Annotated in this window: 15 protein-coding genes; 5 read left to right on the top strand and 10 right to left on the bottom strand. The window is 64.3% G+C overall.

Going from position 1 to position 16,504, the window contains the following annotated elements; genetic code table 11:
* Positions 1-64: 64 nt before the first annotated feature.
* Positions 65-1,120, bottom strand: a complete 1,056-nt coding sequence (gene rlmM, locus OEG79_RS08445; protein WP_161865630.1) for a 23S rRNA (cytidine(2498)-2'-O)-methyltransferase RlmM — start codon at positions 1,118-1,120, stop codon at positions 65-67.
* A gap of 255 nt (positions 1,121-1,375) precedes the next feature.
* Here rlmM and acnA point away from each other — a divergent pair, with 255 nt between their 5' ends.
* Together acnA and OEG79_RS08435 are read left to right on the top strand one after the other, a co-directional pair.
* Positions 1,376-4,117, top strand: a complete 2,742-nt coding sequence (gene acnA, locus OEG79_RS08440; RefSeq protein ID WP_264148321.1) for an aconitate hydratase AcnA — start codon at positions 1,376-1,378, stop codon at positions 4,115-4,117.
* 180 nt (positions 4,118-4,297) lie between these two features.
* Positions 4,298-5,863, top strand: a complete 1,566-nt coding sequence (locus OEG79_RS08435) for a methyl-accepting chemotaxis protein (RefSeq protein WP_264148320.1) — start codon at positions 4,298-4,300, stop codon at positions 5,861-5,863.
* Between the two features lie 187 nt (positions 5,864-6,050).
* Here the strand turns inward: OEG79_RS08435 and OEG79_RS08430 are convergent, their stop codons facing one another.
* The 5 genes from OEG79_RS08430 to OEG79_RS08410 form a co-directional block, all read right to left on the bottom strand.
* On the bottom strand, positions 6,051-6,758 hold the full coding sequence (locus tag OEG79_RS08430; RefSeq protein ID WP_264148319.1) for a type 1 glutamine amidotransferase: 708 nt from the start codon (positions 6,756-6,758) through the stop codon (positions 6,051-6,053).
* 118 nt (positions 6,759-6,876) lie between these two features.
* Positions 6,877-7,221, bottom strand: coding sequence for a ribonuclease E inhibitor RraB (locus OEG79_RS08425; RefSeq protein ID WP_024307795.1), 345 nt, complete (start codon positions 7,219-7,221; stop codon positions 6,877-6,879).
* A 303-nt stretch (positions 7,222-7,524) separates the two neighbouring features.
* A complete protein-coding gene (locus OEG79_RS08420; protein ID WP_264148318.1) occupies positions 7,525-8,283 on the bottom strand; it encodes an SDR family oxidoreductase in 759 nt (252 codons plus the stop codon).
* Positions 8,283-9,212, bottom strand: coding sequence for an alpha/beta hydrolase (locus OEG79_RS08415; RefSeq protein ID WP_264148317.1), 930 nt, complete (start codon positions 9,210-9,212; stop codon positions 8,283-8,285). The genes OEG79_RS08420 and OEG79_RS08415 overlap by 1 nt, the downstream gene beginning before the upstream one ends.
* Positions 9,196-10,671: a flavin-containing monooxygenase gene (locus OEG79_RS08410; RefSeq protein WP_264148316.1), complete on the bottom strand. Its 1,476-nt coding sequence runs from the start codon at positions 10,669-10,671 to the stop codon at positions 9,196-9,198. The genes OEG79_RS08415 and OEG79_RS08410 overlap by 17 nt, the downstream gene beginning before the upstream one ends.
* A 147-nt stretch (positions 10,672-10,818) precedes the next feature.
* On the opposite strand from OEG79_RS08410, the gene OEG79_RS08405 reads away from it, so the two are divergent.
* From OEG79_RS08405 to OEG79_RS08395, 3 genes are all read left to right on the top strand, one after another.
* On the top strand, positions 10,819-11,838 hold the full coding sequence (locus OEG79_RS08405) for an AraC family transcriptional regulator (protein WP_264148315.1): 1,020 nt from the start codon (positions 10,819-10,821) through the stop codon (positions 11,836-11,838).
* 104 nt (positions 11,839-11,942) lie between these two features.
* A complete protein-coding gene (locus tag OEG79_RS08400) occupies positions 11,943-12,821 on the top strand; it encodes a DNA-3-methyladenine glycosylase family protein (RefSeq protein ID WP_264148314.1) in 879 nt (292 codons plus the stop codon).
* Between the two features lie 2 nt (positions 12,822-12,823).
* Positions 12,824-13,321, top strand: coding sequence for a methylated-DNA--[protein]-cysteine S-methyltransferase (locus OEG79_RS08395; RefSeq protein WP_264148313.1), 498 nt, complete (start codon positions 12,824-12,826; stop codon positions 13,319-13,321).
* A 7-nt stretch (positions 13,322-13,328) separates the two neighbouring features.
* Here OEG79_RS08395 and OEG79_RS08390 read toward each other — a convergent pair whose 3' ends face one another.
* The 4 genes from OEG79_RS08390 to aroC all read right to left on the bottom strand — a co-directional run bounded on the left by OEG79_RS08390 (position 13,329) and on the right by aroC (position 16,430).
* Entirely contained in the window at positions 13,329-13,520 is a 192-nt protein-coding gene (locus tag OEG79_RS08390; RefSeq protein WP_264148312.1) for a PLDc N-terminal domain-containing protein, read from the bottom strand.
* Positions 13,521-13,617: 97 nt separating this feature from the next.
* Entirely contained in the window at positions 13,618-14,157 is a 540-nt protein-coding gene (locus tag OEG79_RS08385; RefSeq protein WP_264148311.1) for an acireductone dioxygenase, read from the bottom strand.
* A gap of 16 nt (positions 14,158-14,173) precedes the next feature.
* A complete protein-coding gene (locus OEG79_RS08380; protein WP_264148310.1) occupies positions 14,174-15,325 on the bottom strand; it encodes an MFS transporter in 1,152 nt (383 codons plus the stop codon).
* A 13-nt stretch (positions 15,326-15,338) separates the two neighbouring features.
* Positions 15,339-16,430, bottom strand: a complete 1,092-nt coding sequence (aroC, locus tag OEG79_RS08375) for a chorismate synthase (protein WP_264148309.1) — start codon at positions 16,428-16,430, stop codon at positions 15,339-15,341.
* Positions 16,431-16,504: the final 74 nt, after the last annotated feature.

Here is a 16,504-nt window from a genome sequence, read left to right as displayed (position 1 = left end):
GCCGACGCCTTTATCGCGATTGCAGATTCGGGGCCGGACGGATGCCTACGCCCGCTCCACACCTTCACTTGCCATGCCGACGCAGATGGCAGGTGACTTCCTCGCGGTCGTGATAGAGCTGCTTGCAACCGATGCCGACCTTCAGGCCGCGTTCGGCCAGCCCCGACTCGATGCGATCGAGCAGGCGTCGCACTTCGGCGTAACGCTGTTTCATCGGCAGTTTGAGATTGACCACCGCCTCGCGACACAGCCCTTCGCCCAGCCAGGTCTCGATCATCGCTGCGGTACGTGCCGGTTTTTCGACGATGTCGCAAACCATCCAGTGCACCGGATGCCGCGGGCGGAAGGTGAAACCATCGGCGCGCTGGTGCACCACGAACCCCGAGTACATCAGGCTTTCGGCCATCGGCCCGTTGTCCACGGCAGTCACGCGAATTTCCCGATTGACCAGCTGCCAGGTCCAACCACCTGGCGCGGCCCCCAGATCCACGGCGGTCATGCCCGGCGCCAGGCGCTGATCCCACTGCTCACGCGGGATGAAGTGGTGCCAGGCCTCCTCCAGCTTGAGCGTGGAGCGGCTCGGTGCCTCACGCGGAAACTTCAGGCGCGGGATGCCCATCGGCCACATCGCCTGGTTGTCCGCCTCGGCGATGCCGGCAAACACCTCGCGGCCACTCTTGAAAGTCAGCAGCAGGCGCGGCTTCTTGGCGTCATCCACCAGCTTGCCGGCCTTGAGCAGCGCCTTGCGCAGCGGCGCCTCGAACTTCTTGCAGAAGGTGGAGACTTCCTTGCCCTCGTTGGTATCCACCACTTCCAGCCACAGGCTGCCGCACACCGGGTAGTCAGCCAGGGCATCGAGCAACACGCTGATACGATCGCTTTCCGGCAGGCTGACGAACGCACCGCGCGCCCACTGCCGCGGGAAGATCAACTGGTTGAAACGCACACTGCGCATCAGCCGTTCGCTATCGGCCGCCTCGCTGCAGACGAACTCGGCGCAAGCGCTGCCGGGCTTGGCCCGGGAGTAGCCCGGCACGTCAAGACGCGCCGCAAGGTCGGTGATCTCGGCGCAAACCTCCCCCTCGAAACCGGGGCGGCAATGCAGAAACAGGGTATTCATCTAAGGCTCTCCTCGAGGCGCGCATGATACCCGAGACCGGAACCCGGAGCCGCTAAACCTGTCCAGCTACATATGCGCTGCCCGTAGATACGGAGCCATCGCCCTTGCGTGGCGAGAAAATCCGGCGACTCAAACCGGGCAACGCGTAGCAACCGATAAAGGATATGCGCTAGCCAGACTGCTCAAGCCGAACTAGCTTGAAAGTCTGCCGCCATCAGACACAGCCCGTACCGTGCGGGCCCAAGGAGATGTGCAATGCCCTCCCTCGATAGCCTGAACTGCCGCCGCGAACTGAAGATCGGCGACGCCACCTACCACTATTTCAGCCTGCCTGAAGCCGCCCAGCGCCTCGGCAACATCGACCGTTTGCCCAAATCGCTCAAGGTGCTGCTGGAGAACCTGCTACGCAACGAAGACGGCCGGACCGTGCAGCCGCAGGACCTGCAGGCGATGGTCGACTGGCTCGACAAGCGCGCCTCCGACCGCGAGGTCCAGTACCGCCCGGCGCGCGTGCTGATGCAGGACTTCACCGGCGTACCGGCCGTGGTCGACCTGGCCGCGATGCGCGATGCGATGGCCAAGGCCGGCGGCGACCCGCAGCGGATCAACCCGCTGTCGCCGGTGGATCTTGTCATCGACCACTCGGTGATGGTCGACCGCTACGCCTCGTCCAGCGCCTTCCACGACAATGTCGAACTGGAAATGCAGCGCAACGGCGAGCGTTACGCCTTCCTGCGCTGGGGCCAGCACGCCTTCGACAACTTCAGCGTGGTGCCGCCGGGCACCGGCATCTGCCACCAGGTCAACCTCGAATACCTGGCGCGCACCGTGTGGACCAAGGAGGAAGACGGCACCACCCTCGCCTTCCCCGACACACTGGTCGGCACCGACTCGCACACCACCATGATCAACGGGCTCGGCGTACTCGGCTGGGGCGTCGGCGGCATCGAGGCGGAAGCGGCCATGCTCGGCCAGCCGGTATCGATGCTGATTCCCGAAGTGATCGGCTTCAAGCTCAGCGGCAAGCTCAGGGAAGGCATCACCGCCACCGACCTGGTGCTCACCGTCACCCAGATGCTGCGCAAGAAGGGTGTGGTGGGCAAGTTCGTCGAGTTCTACGGTGACGGCCTGGCCGACCTGCCGCTGGCCGACCGTGCCACCATCGCCAACATGGCGCCGGAATACGGTGCCACCTGCGGCTTCTTCCCGGTTGACGAGATCACCCTCGGTTACCTGCGCCTGTCCGGCCGCCCGGAGGCCACCGTGCAACTGGTCGAGGCCTACAGCAAGGCCCAGGGGCTGTGGCGCGAGCCAGGCGATGAGCCGCTGTTCAGCGACAGCCTGAGCCTGGACATGGGCAGTGTCGAAGCCAGCCTGGCCGGGCCCAAGCGCCCACAGGACCGCGTCTCGCTGGGCCAGGTCAGCCAGGCCTTCGATGACTTCCTCGGCCTGCAGCTCAAGCCAAGCGCCAAGGAAGAGGGCCGCCTGCTCAGCGAAGGCGGCGGTGGCACGGCTGTTGGTGGCGACAGGCAGAGCGGCGAGATCGACTATGAGGACGACGGTCGCACCTATCGCCTGAAAGACGGCGCCGTGGTGATCGCCGCCATCACCTCCTGCACCAACACCTCCAACCCCAGCGTAATGATGGCCGCCGGTCTGCTGGCCAAGAAGGCCGTGGAGAAAGGCCTGCAGCGCCAGCCCTGGGTCAAGAGCTCGCTGGCCCCCGGCTCCAAGGTGGTCACAGAATACTTCGACGCCGCCGGCCTGACACCCTACCTGGAAACGCTTGGCTTCGACCTGGTGGGCTACGGCTGTACCACCTGCATCGGCAACTCCGGTCCGTTGCGCGAGCCCATCGAGAAAGCCATTACCCAGGCAGACCTGACCGTCGCCTCGGTGCTCTCCGGCAACCGCAACTTCGAAGGCCGCGTGCATCCGCTGGTCAAGACCAACTGGCTGGCCTCGCCGCCTCTGGTCGTCGCCTATGCCCTGGCCGGCAGCGTACGTATCGACCTGACTCGTGACGCCCTGGGTATCGGCAAGGACGGCCAGCGGGTGTACCTCAAGGACATCTGGCCGACCCAGGCGGAAATCGCCCAGGCCATCGCCCAAGTCGACACCGCCATGTTCCGCAAGGAATACGCCGAAGTCTTCGCCGGCGACGAAAAGTGGCAGGCCATCGATGTGCCCAAGGCCGACACCTATGCCTGGCAGGGAGACTCCACCTATATCCAGCATCCGCCGTTCTTCGAAAACATCGCCGGCGACCCGCCACGCATCACCGATATCCGCCAGGCGCGCATCCTCGCCCTGCTCGGTGACTCGGTCACCACCGACCACATCTCGCCGGCCGGCAACATCAAGGCCGACAGCCCGGCCGGGCGCTACCTGCGCGATCACGGCGTGGCCCAGGCCGACTTCAACTCCTACGGCTCACGCCGTGGCAATCATGAAGTGATGATGCGCGGCACCTTCGCCAACATTCGTATCCGCAACGAGATGCTCGGCGGCGAGGAAGGCGGCAACACCCTGCATGTACCGAGCGGCAAAAAACTGGCGATCTATGACGCCGCCATGCGCTACCAGGCCGAGGGCACGCCGCTGGTGATCATCGCCGGCAAGGAATACGGCACCGGCTCCAGCCGCGACTGGGCGGCCAAGGGCACCAACCTGCTGGGGGTCAAGGCGGTGATCGCCGAAAGCTTCGAACGCATCCACCGCTCCAACCTGGTGGGCATGGGCGTGCTGCCGCTGCAGTTCAATCCGGGCACCGACCGCAACAGCCTGAAACTGACCGGCAAGGAAGTGCTGGCCATCGAAGGGCTGGAAGGTGTAGAGCTGCGCCCGCAGATGCCGCTGACGCTGATCATTACCCGCGAGGACGGCACGCACGAGGAAGTCCAGGTGCTATGCCGCATCGACACCCTCAACGAGGTCGAGTACTTCAAGGCCGGCGGCATCCTCCACTTCGTGTTGCGGCAGATGATCGCCAACTGATAGACCCCTGCCCTGTTACCACCGGTAGTGGGGCATTCTCCGTCAGGCCAGGGATGGCCGATGTCGCCACCTAAATGTGACGCCAGTCAAAAAGCATTTAAACTCGCGCATATCGATTCAGCCCTCAACTTTGCCGCTCACCGGCCGATGACAGGGGCATTACAACGACGGATACCTGCCATGCGTAACAACCAGCCGGTCACTCAGCGTGAGCGAACCTTCCCTGCGCAACAACGCCTGATTTCCACCACCGACCTGAAAGGGCAGATCACCTACTGCAACGATGCCTTCATCGACGTCAGTGGTTTCAGTGGCGAGGAGCTGCTGCGCGCGCCGCATAACATCGTGCGCCATCCCGACGTGCCATCGGCGGTGTTCGATCACATGTGGACGACCCTGAAGAAGGGTCGCCCGTGGATGGGCATCGTCAAGAATCGGTGCAAGAACGGCGACCACTACTGGGTCAACGCCTACGTCACGCCCATGACCGAGAACAACCAGGTCGTCGGTTATGAATCCGTCCGCGTCAAACCGACTGCCGAACAGGTGCGCCGCGCCGAAGCGCTGTACGCCCGCATCAACGCCGGCAAGTCCCCGATTCCGAAACGCGACGCCTGGGTCCCGGTAGTGCAGGCCTGGATGCCTTTCATCCTGATCAGCCAGATCGGTTTCCTGATCGGCCACTGGATGGGCAGCGGCTGGGGCTTCGCACTGGCAGCGATTCTATCGGTACCGCTGGGTCTGGCCGGCATAGCCTGGCAGACACGCGGGATCAAACGCCTGCTACGCCTGGCCGAACAGACCACCTCCGACCCGCTGATCGCGCAGATGTATACCGACAGCCGCGGCGCCGAGGCCCGCTTGGAGATGGCCATGCTCAGCCAAGATGCCCGGCTGAAAACCTGCCTGACCCGTCTGCAGGACACCGCCGAGCATCTGACCCAGCAGGCCCGCGAGGCCGACAAGCTGGCGCACAACAGCTCCGCCGGCCTTGACCGCCAACGCCAGGAAACCGAGCAGGTCGCTACCGCCGTGAACGAAATGGCCGCCACCACTCTGGAAGTGGCCAGCAACGTCGCCCGCACCGCCATCGCTACCCAGGAGGCCAACCGCCTCACCAGCGAGGGCCGCACCATCGCCGCGGAGACCCGTGAAGCCATCCAGCGCCTGTCGCAATCGGTGGGCGATACCGGCGAAACCGTTACCCGTCTGGCCCAGGACAGCAGCGAGATTGGCGGCGTGGTCGACGTGATCAAGGGCATCGCAGACCAGACCAACCTGCTCGCCCTCAACGCCGCCATCGAGGCCGCCCGCGCCGGCGAAATGGGCCGCGGTTTCGCCGTGGTGGCCGACGAGGTTCGCTCGCTGGCTCAGCGCACGGCCGAATCCACGGAGCAGATTCATGGGCTGATCGCCAAGCTGCAACGTACGGCCGAAGAAGCCGTGCTGACCATGGAAATCGGCCGCAAGCAGGCTGACGAAGGTGTCGAACGCGTGCTCCAGGCCGATCAGGCGCTGTCCGGCATCAGCGAATCGGTTGCCAACATCGCCGACATGGCCAACCAGATCGCCGCAGCAGCGGAGGAACAGAGCGCCGTCGCCGACGAGATCAACCGCAACATCACCACCATTGCCCAGTTGGCCGACCAGACAGCTGGCGAAGCACAAAGCACCGCCAAACTCAGCGAAGCCCTGACCAGCACCGCCCAGGGCCAGTACGCTCTGGTCGAACGCTTCAACCGCTGAGAACAGAAGGCGCAGCGGACAAAACGCTGCGCCTTTTCCCTGCTCGCCTGTACTCCTGACTCAGGCGAGTGTGGATGTCGGCGTACCCGACCTGCCGGCATTGAATCCTGACGCACCATCCGCTTGAAGGCGCCTCCCCTGCCGGCGATACGCGCGCTCGGCCGGAGCATGGATGCAAGCCAGCAACTCAGAGTCCGGCAAGCTTCAGCCAGTGAGCGTAGAAGCCCTCGGCCACATGGTTCAGTGCCCTGACCTTTCTGCTCAGGTCTGCGCGCATCTCGTCGATGCTCTGCTGGCTGGGTTGACTCGCATCGAGCAGATGCGCCCAGTCGTCGAGCCAGAGCTGGATCAGTGCCTCGGTCATTTCCGGGTGTCCTTGCAGCGCCAGCACCTTGTCCCCCCAGGCGAACGCCTGATTGTCGCACCAGCGACTGCCCAACAGTGGCTGGGCACCTTCAGGCAGGGCAAAGGTATCGCCGTGCCACTGGAAGATGCTGAACGACTCGGGCAAATGCGCCAACCATGGACTGTCGGCTGATTCCGGGCGACGTTGCATAAGCTGCCAGCCAGCCTCGGTATAAGGCATCCGGCAGATCGTGGCGCCCAGCGCCTTGGCCAGCAACTGGCCGCCCAGACAGTGGCCGATGATGGGAACGTCTCGCGCGATGAAGCGCTGCAACGCAGCCACTTCGTCGGCGATCCAGGGCAGCGGATCGTTGACGCTCATCGGCCCGCCCATCACGGCAACGGCCTTCGGCCGCTCCAGGTCCCGCGCACGCAGTTCGCCGAGGTCTGCGCGCAGCACCTCGAAGCTGCAGCCACGCGCCTGCAGCACCTGCGCCAGGTGGGCCGGCGGGCAGTAATCGATATGAGTCAGGATCAGAACATCGGCCATGAGCACCTCCGCCGCGCAGTCTGTGCGAGAAGGATGGCCAAGTCGAGTGAATCAGTTGATCAAGTCATCGGCCGGATAACCGGCCGATGCTGTGTGACCACGGACGTTACTGCACGCCCTAGCGCATGGCTGACGCTTTTACCTCCTGCGTAACGCCCCAGCCGTCCATTTTGCCGCCCAGCGGGACGACGATGGATTCCAGATCATGTTCGAACTCGCCGATACCGGCATGGGTGGCGTACATCACCTTACTGATCTGCAGGTGCCAGACACCGTCCTCACGGGCGGATATCTGGGCGTTGAGCGATTCGCCGCGAAAGTTTCTGGCCGCCATTCTGGCCCGCTCTTCATCGGGGAAGATGGCGTAGAACTCGATCGGGTGAAACTGGGCGAAGTCGAATCCCCCTTCTTTCATCCGACGCAGCACCGAGGTGCTGGAATCTTCGTGGAAGGCTGTGCTCATAAACGACCCCTCCCAGGCTATGGATGGATTAACCGCTTTCCCAATGCAACCGCCCCTGAGGGCGGTGTCGCGGCCCCTGCGAGTACCTCTGAATGGATCCTGGAGGTCCCCGGATGGTGCCGCCCCGAGAATCGAGCAAACGCCCGATGTGTTTACTGCAAGCGTATCGACGACTGTCCGGCAAGAACGCCAGACTGAAACCGTCTACATCAGAGTAGTCGCTGAATCAGGGTTGCGCGTCAGGCAGAAAGGCTTTGTGACAAACCCGGCGACCGGTGGTAACTGGCCAGCCAGGCCGGCCAGTCAGCGACTGAGCCAGCCCATCAACAGCCTGTTGACCCACCCCGGCGCTACCTGCCCGAGATTGAACAGCACACCGAACTGCAACCCGACCGGACGATGCACCATACTGCGTTGGGCCTGCTGCCAGGCGGCTTCAGCGATCTGCTCGGCCTGCAGGCGCACGCCCAGGCGGCGCATCACCGGCGGGCGGCGAGCCTGATTGCGCACCATGGGCGTGTCGACGAACGGTGGCATCAGGTCGCCAACGCGGATGCCATGCTCGCGCCATTCCAGCTCCAGCGCCTCGGTCAACCCACGCACGGCGAACTTGCTGGCCGAATAGCTGGCCAGTTGCGGCACGCCATAAAGCGCCGAAGCCGAACTCATATTGATGACCTGTGCCTCTGGCGTGGCCTTGAGATAGGGAAAGGCCGCGTGGCAGAGATTGAGCAGGCCGAGCACATTGATCTGCACCAGACGTGCATGGTGCTCCAACTCGATATCGACGAAGGCACCGGTGCGCAGGATTCCGGCGCCGTTGAACAGCAGGCGCAGCTGACCACCGCTCTGCGCGCAGAAGTCGGCCAGCGCGGCTCGCACCGCCCCAGCGTCGACTACATCCAGCCGGGTATGCCAGGCACCGTCCAGCTCAGCGGCCAATGCCCCCAGCGCCTGCGCATCGACATCAAGCAGCCCGACGCGCCAGCCCCGTGCATGAAACAACCGCGCGGTGGCAGCGCCGATGCCCGATGCAGCGCCGCTGATGACAATGTTTTCCATCACAGCCCCCGCTCACGAAGAAAGGCCGCCACGCGGGCAATGGCGTAATCGGCTGCGCGCAGCATGCCGACATGGGCCTGAAACACGTGCCACAGCCCTGGATAGCGCTCCAGACGCACATCTGCGCCGGCCGCCTTGGCCCGCTCGGCCAGGCTCAGACTGTCGCCGAGCAGCAGTTCGTCTTCGCCAACCTGAATCAGGGTTGGCGGCAAGCGGTCGAGATCGGCGTACAGCGGCGATAGCCCCGGATCGGTACGCGGCAGATCGGCCGGGCAGTAGAGTTCGGCGGCCTGCTCGATCCAGCGCGGGTGAAGCAAGGGATCACCGGCTGTCGGCTCGCGCATCTGCTCACCAGTGAAATCGGTGACAGGCGAAAAGCACACCAGAGCTGCCGGCGCCGGCAGCCCCAGCTCGATGATGCGCAGGCAGCCAACCAGGCTCAGGTTGCCACCGGCCGAGTCGCCGCCGATGGCGATCTGCTCTGGCCGATAGCCTGCCTCGAGCAGCCGCTCATAGGCAGCCACCACGTCATCGCGCGCTGCCGGATAGGGGTGCTCCGGCGCCAGACGGTAGTCCAGCGCACACACCGCCAGAGATCCACGCTTGGCCAGGCTGGCGCAGATGCCGCGATGGGTATCCGGCCCGCCGATCATGAACGCGCCGCCATGCAGGTAGAGCAGCACACCGCCGTTGCTGGCAGGCGGTCTATGCCATTCACACGGCCGCCCACCCAGCGTCGCTGTGCTGCGGCTGACGCCGCGCGGCGTCAGGGTAATGGTGGTGAGCGCGCGCAATATGCGGCGCTGCGCCGACACCGGAACCGGGGGCCGCACGAGGCTGCGGAAGAACAGGCGCAGAAAGCCGCGCAACAGGCCGCGCAGCAGCATCTGCTCGGCGGAGGGGGCCTTGAAGTCAGCGGACGCAGTCATAGTCGGCAAGCTCCGGAGCACGGGTCATGAGGCGATAGGTGAAGGTGAAACCCGGCCAGTTGTTGGTGTTCTTGCCGGTAGCAGTCTTGTACCAGCTGTCGCAGCCCTGTTCCCATATCGTTCGATGGGTCGCCTGTTGCAGATCGGCGTTATAGCCGTGTTGCACGGTCGGACGCAGATCGAGATAGCGTAGCCCCTGCTCGCGCAGCGCACGCAGGCAGCCCAGCACGTAGGCGTACTGGCTCTCCAGCATGTAGAGAATGGAGTTGTGCCCAAGGTTGGTATTCGGCCCATAAAGCAGGAACAGGTTGGGAAAGCCACTGACGCTGATGCCCTTGTACGCCTCGGCGCCGTTCCTCCAGGCCTGGTTCAGATCCACGCCATCGAGGCCGCGAATGTGCATCGGCGCGAGGAAATCGGTGGCAGTGAAGCCGGTGCCATAGATCAGCACGTCGCAGGAATGCTCACGACCATCGGCCGTCACCAGCGAATGCTCGCGCACCTCTCGAATCGCCGAGTCGACGATTTCGACATTGGCCTGTGCCAACGCCGGGAAGTAATCGTTACTGATCAGGATGCGCTTGCAGCCCATGGGATAGTCCGGCTGCAACTGCGCGCGCTTGCGCGCATCGGGCATCTGCCGCTGCAGATGGCGAACGAAGCCGTGGCGAAACAGGCGCATCAGCCACGGAAAGCGAATGAACGCCAGGGCACGGCCCTCATGATGCAGGTATTGCAGCAGGCGGTCGGCGCGCTGCAATAGAGGGAAACGCTGCTTCAGGGCAATTTCCCAGGCGCGGTAGACGCGATCCGGCTTCGCCAGCACATAGGCGGCCGAGCGCTGGAACAGGTGCAGGCTGGCGACCCTCGGCTGGATCTGCGGCACGAATTGAATAGCCGATGCGCCGGTACCGATTACTGCCACGCGTTTGCCGGTCAGGTCGAGATCATGGCGCCAGCGCGCCGAGTGAAAGGCCTCGCCACGAAAATTCTCCAGGCCGGGCAGCTTCGGATAGGCCGGGCGATTGAGCTGGCCGCAGGCGCTGACCAGTGCCTGCGCCTCGATCACCTCTCCACTGGCCAGTTCGACCTGCCAGACGCCGCGCTCGGCATAGAATGCCGCCCCCAGCACCTCGGAGTTCAGGCGAATGTGCGGGCGCAGCTGGTGTTTCTCCACGCACTGCAGGATATAGGCGTGGATTTCCGCCTGCGGCGCGAACTTGCGCGACCAGTCGTGTTTGGGCTCGAAAGAGAAGGAATACAGGTGCGAAGGCACATCGCAGGCCGCACCCGGGTAGCTGTTGTCGCGCCAGGTTCCGCCGACCTCGCCGGCCTTCTCCAGCAACAGGAAATCGTCGTCACCGGCCTTGCGCAGCTGCATGGCCAGGCCGAGACCGGCAAAACCGCTGCCGATGATCAGCACGCGCCAGGGCGCGTTCGTGCGGGGATTGTTATTCATTGTGGTCTCCCCTACCTGTATGGGCTCCTGCAGGTAACCCCAAGGTTTTCTGCAGGCCCGGTTTATGGCAATGACCGAATGCTACCTGCCTCGCCATGCCCGGGTTATGGCATAGTCGGCCAGAATATTGTGATATTCGGACAATGCATGTCTCTCCCCTGGCCCGCACGACGCAGTATCACCAGCATTCAGTTGCTCACCAAGCTCGGTCTGGATCTCGGCCTGAGTGTCGACAAATGCCTGCGTGAAACGGGGATCGAGCCTTTGCAGCTGGTCAGCCTGAACGGCGAAGTCGAAGCCCGGAGCGAATTACAACTGATCGCCAATCTGATCGAGGCACTGCCCACCGTAGCCGACCTGGGTTTGCAAGCCGGCCGGCGCTACCACGTGACCAGCTACGGCGCCTGGGGCTATGCCATTCTCAGCAGCGCCACCGTGCGTCAGGCTGCCGAGCTGGGGCTGCGCTATCACGGCCTGACCTACGCGTTCAACCGTATCAGCCTGAGCGTGGATGACAGCGTTGCCAGCCTGAATTTCGACGACAGCGCCCTGCCCCCGGCGCTGCACGACTTCATCGTGCAACGCGACATGCTTGGCGCCCTGGTGGTCGTGCGCGAGCTGCTCGGCAGCAGCCTGCAGCTGCTGGACGTGGAACTGCGCCAAGCCGCGCCGGCCGACCTGTCACCCTTTATCGCCGCCTTCGGCCATACGCCCCGCTTCAACGCGCCATGCAACCGAATGGGATTTGCCGCCGAACTGCTGGACAACCCGTTGCCGCGCGCCAACCCGCAACTGGTCAGCGCCTGCGAGCAACAATGCCAGGCATTGCTGGCACGCCATCAGTGGCGTCAGGGCCTGGCCGGGCGCGTGCGCCAGTTGCTGCTGCAGTCACCGGGACAGATCGCCGACATGGAACATGTGGCCGCTCTTCTGCACCTGAGCAGCCGGACCCTGCGTCGCCGCCTGATCGAAGAAGGCACCAGTTTCCGCACCCTGCAGGACGAAGTGCGCCAGGCACTGGCCGAGGAGCTGCTCGCCTCGGGCGGCCTGAGCCTGGAGGAGATCGCCGAGCGCCTGGGTTATGGCGAACTGTCCAACTTCATCCATGCCTTCAAGCGCTGGAAAGGCACCACGCCGGGGCGCTATCAGCGTGAAATGACGACCTAGAGGGCTCTCGGTTCAAGCGCGCATTCTTAGCGATGTCCCCTGGCCGCAGTTTGAAAGTCACCTTCACGCTGACAAGCCGCAAACGTCGCGCTAGGGTGCCAGTCATGAACATCATCACGCTGCTTCTGCCCTATCAACCGCCCTGGGACTGGCAACAGTTCCACAGCCACTTCGCCCTGCGTGCAATCCCCGGGCTGGAGTCGCTAAGCGCTGGCAGCTACAGCCGTGGTTTCACTCTCGAGGGAACGCCAGGCTGGTTGCGGGTGGCGCCGATGACCGGGCAAAACGCGCTGGAACTGCGCTGCCGGATCGCCTCGCCAGCGCACCTCGATCAACTGGAACAACGCGTGCGGCGCATGTTCGATCTCGACAGCAATCCAGACACCATTGCCCGACATCTGGGCGCTGACGAACTGCTCGCGCCACTGCTGCTGCGCAATCCCGGCTTGCGATTGCCGGTGGCGTTCGATCCGTTCGAGCAGGCAGTGCGGGCCATCGTCGGCCAGCAGGTCACGGTCAAGGCGGCGGTCACCATAGTCGGACGTCTGGTGCAGCGTGTCGGCACGCCAATCGAAACGCCGGAAGCGCTGGGCATCAACCGCCTGTTCCCGACACCGCAGGCGCTCGCCGAAGCCGATCTGACCGGCATCGGCATGCCCGGTAAACGAGTACAGTGCCTGCAGCATTTCGCTGCACGCATTACCGACGGCAGTCTTCAATTGAACCTGCAGGATGGCAGCACAGCGCTGATCGAGCGACTCTGCGCCCTACCCGGCATCGGCCCCTGGACGGCGGAATACATCGCGCTGCGCGCCTTCGGTGAAGCCGACGCCTTTCCGGCCAGCGATCTGGGCCTGCTCAAGGCGCCGGTCTGGGGAACCGGCGGCATCGATGCGCGCCGTCTGAAAGCACGCGCCGAAGCCTGGCGGCCCTGGCGGGCCTACGCCGCATCACACCTTTGGCATTGCTATTCGGGAGGCTGAGCATGCATTACCGCTACCACGACAGCCCCATCGGGCCCCTGCTCATCGCAGGTGACGAAAATGGCCTGCAATTGCTGCTGATGGAACTGGACAGCCGGCCCTGGCGCATCGAAGACAGCTGGCAGCCCGCCGGTCGTGAACTGGACGCAGTATGCAGCCAGCTCGACGAATACTTCGCCGGCAAGCGCCGCCAGTTCGACCTGCGCCTTGCCCCCAGAGGCACCGCGTTTCAACAGGCCGTGTGGCAGGCGCTGCTGGCCATTCCCTACGGCCGCACCTGCAGCTACTCCGAACTGGCCGGCGTGATTGGCCGGCCGCAAGGTGTGCGCGCGGTGGGCACGGCCAACGGCGCCAACCCGATTTCCATCATCGTGCCCTGCCATCGCGTGATCGGCCGGGACGGCAGCCTTACCGGCTACGCCGGCGGTTTGCCGCGCAAGCAGCAGCTGCTGGAGCTTGAAGGCGTGCTGCCGCCAGCGCAGGCGCAACTGGCCCTTTAGGCGGCACTCAGATCCTGACGTTGCCGCGCGGCCCCATCAACGCCCAGATGATCAGACCGATGAGCGGCAACAGCACGATCAACAGTATCCAGAGGATCTTGATACCGGTCTCGGCGTTGCTCTTGACCACATTCATGATCGCCCAGATATCCAGGGCAAGGATGATCAGGCCAACCAGACCATTGAGAGTGGAACCCATGATGACACTCCTGTGCGAAGGGTTGCCTTCTTAGGAGAGTCGGCGGCCTGCCCGGGTTCCCGCCATGGCTGATCCAGCGCCCTTAATGACGTGCGCTTCACTCCCCCAGGCGAGGGAAGCGTCTGGCGATATCGTCGCCGGTACGCTCCGGCAGCTCGTCACTCGCACTCAGGCGTACCACCAGCGCATGCGGCTCCTCGCCCAGGTCGAACCAATGCCGAACGCCGGCCGGCAAGCTCAGCAAATCACCGCGCTCACCCTGAAGAACGTAGACGTAGCCATCGAGGTGCACGCTGAGCTGGGCGAAACCGCCGATGAACAGCCAGGCGCTGGCACTGGCCTGCACCTGCTCATCGAGGTGGCGCGCACGCAGCTCAAGCTTCTGCGGGTGATTGCGTTGCAGGTTGAACAGTTCCTGCTGCACATGCCCTTCCCTGCTCATCAACGCCTGTAGCCAGAGTCCACAGGCCGTATCGAACTCCGTCTGTTCGCAGCCGGGGCGCAATACAGCCGGCAGCTCGACCTGGCGATAGTCGATGCCCACCGCTGCCAGAGTTCTGGTGATGTCGTCGGCGTGATTCAGCACCTTGTTCGGCAGTTCCGGAGAGGTGTGCAGGTGGACGGCGAGGCTGCTCATGAAGGATTCACTCGATTCAGGGCCGCTCGGGCGGCAGACGGGTGGCAATGACAAAGGCTGCGAGCAAGGCTACCAGACTGGCGATGGCGAAGGTCCAGGCCGGGCCCAGGCTCTTCCAGCTGTAACCGGCATACAGCGCGCCCAGGGCGCCGCCGATCCCGGCCAGGCTGACATACAGCGCCTGGGCCTGGCCCTGCTGGCTGTCGGCGAAGCTGCGTTGCACGAAGTGGATGCACGCGGCATGAAAGGCGCCGAAGGTGGCGGCGTGCATGCACTGCGCCAGCAGCAGCACCGGCAGGTACTGGGCCAGATTACCCAGCAACAGCCAGCGCACGGCGGTGATTAGGAAGCTGGCCAGCAACACCGCGCGCAGCGAGTAACGCTGCAGCAGTCGCGCCATGACCAGAAACAGGAGGATTTCCGCCACTACTCCCAGCGCCCAGAACAGGCCGATGGCGCCGCGGCTGTAGCCAACCCCCTCCAGATGCAGCGTCAGGAAGGTGTAATACGGGCCGTTACTCAACTGCATCAGCCCGACGCAGAGGTAGAACGCCAGGATGCCAGGACGACGCAACTGGCGCAGAAAACCCTCCGGTTCCAGCGCGTTCGGGCTGAGTAACGGCTGAGCATTGGGTACCCAGAAACTGCTGATGACGATACCGACCATGATCGCCACCAGCGCTGCCGGATAGGCGTCCAGACTCAGCCACTCGAACAGCAGGCCGAGTCCTACCACCGCGACGATGAAGCCGATGCTGCCCCACAGGCGGATCTGGCTGTAGCGCGCTGCCTGCTCACGCAGGTGCGCCAGAGTGATGACCTCGAACTGCGGCAGCACCGCGTGCCAGAAGAACGCGTGGGTGGCCATGATCAGCGCCAGCCAGGCATAACTCTGACTGAGGAAGATGCCGGCGAAGCAGACCAGGGTGCACAACGCGCCGAGCCGCACGATCAGCAACCGCCGGCCGGTATGGTCGCCGAGCCAGCCCCACAGGTTCGGCGCCAGGCAGCGCATCAGCATGGGAATGGCGATCAGCTCGCCGATTCGCGCCGGGGAAAAGCCCAGGTGATCGAAGTACAGTGCCAGAAACGGCGCCGTACCCCCAAGCAGGGCGAAATAGAAAAAGTAGAAACCGGACAGCCGCCAGTACGGCAAGGCCGCGCTCATGCTGCCGCCCGGATCACAGCTGCGGCAGCACCGGCGTGGTGACGCGCACGTCGGCGTTCTGCGCGCGGTGACGCAGCAGGTGATCCATCAGCACGATGGCCATCATCGCCTCGGCGATAGGCGTGGCACGAATGCCGACGCAGGGGTCGTGACGGCCCTTGGTGATGACGTCCACCGGATTGCCGTCGATATCGATGGAACGGCCCGGCGTGGTGATGCTGGAGGTCGGCTTGAGCGCCAGATGGGCGACGATCGGCTGGCCGCTGGAGATGCCGCCCAGAATGCCGCCGGCATGGTTGGACACGAAGCCCGCCGGGGTCAGCTCGTCACGGTGCTCGGTGCCGCGCTGCGCCACCGAAGCGAAGCCATCACCGATCTCCACGCCCTTGACCGCGTTGATGCTCATCAGTGCATGGGCCAGTTCGGCGTCGAGGCGGTCGAAGATCGGCTCACCCAGGCCCGGCATGACGCCTTCGGCAACCACGGTGATCTTCGCGCCGACCGAGTCCTGATCACGTCGCAGCTGGTCCATGTAGGCCTCCAGCTCCGGCACCTTGTCCGGGTCGGGGCTGAAGAAGGCGTTCTGCTCGACGCTGTCCCAGGTCTTGAACGGAATCTCGATGGGGCCGAGCTGGCTCATGTAGCCACGGATGACGATGCCCTGGCTGGCCAGATACTTCTTGGCGATGGCGCCGGCCGCCACGCGCATGGCGGTTTCGCGCGCCGAGCTGCGGCCACCGCCGCGGTAGTCGCGGACGCCGTACTTGTGGTGGTAGGTGTAGTCGGCATGGGCCGGACGGAACAGATCCTTGATCGCCGAGTAGTCCTTGGACTTCTGGTCGGTGTTGCGAATCAGCAGGCCGATGGAGCAACCGGTGGTCCTGCCTTCGAACACGCCGGAGAGAATCTCCACCTCGTCGGCTTCCTGACGCTGGGTGGTGTGGCGGCTGGTGCCCGGCTTGCGGCGGTCAAGGTCACGCTGCAGGTCTTCCAGGGAAATCTCGACACCGGGTGGGCAACCGTCGACTATGGCGACCAGCGCCGGGCCATGGCTTTCGCCAGCGGTGGTGACGGTGAACAGCTTGCCGTAGGTATTGCCGGACATGGGAAGTCGCTCCGCGAGATTCAGCATCGGCCTGCCACTGCGCAGGCCCGATTCACAAGGTGGGCGAGTATACC

This window comes from Pseudomonas sp. Z8(2022) (assembly GCF_025837155.1).
Classification (GTDB): Bacteria; Pseudomonadota; Gammaproteobacteria; order Pseudomonadales; family Pseudomonadaceae; genus Aquipseudomonas.
Note: the sequence above shows the minus strand (reverse complement) of the source record. Positions and strands in the feature narration are given on the sequence as shown.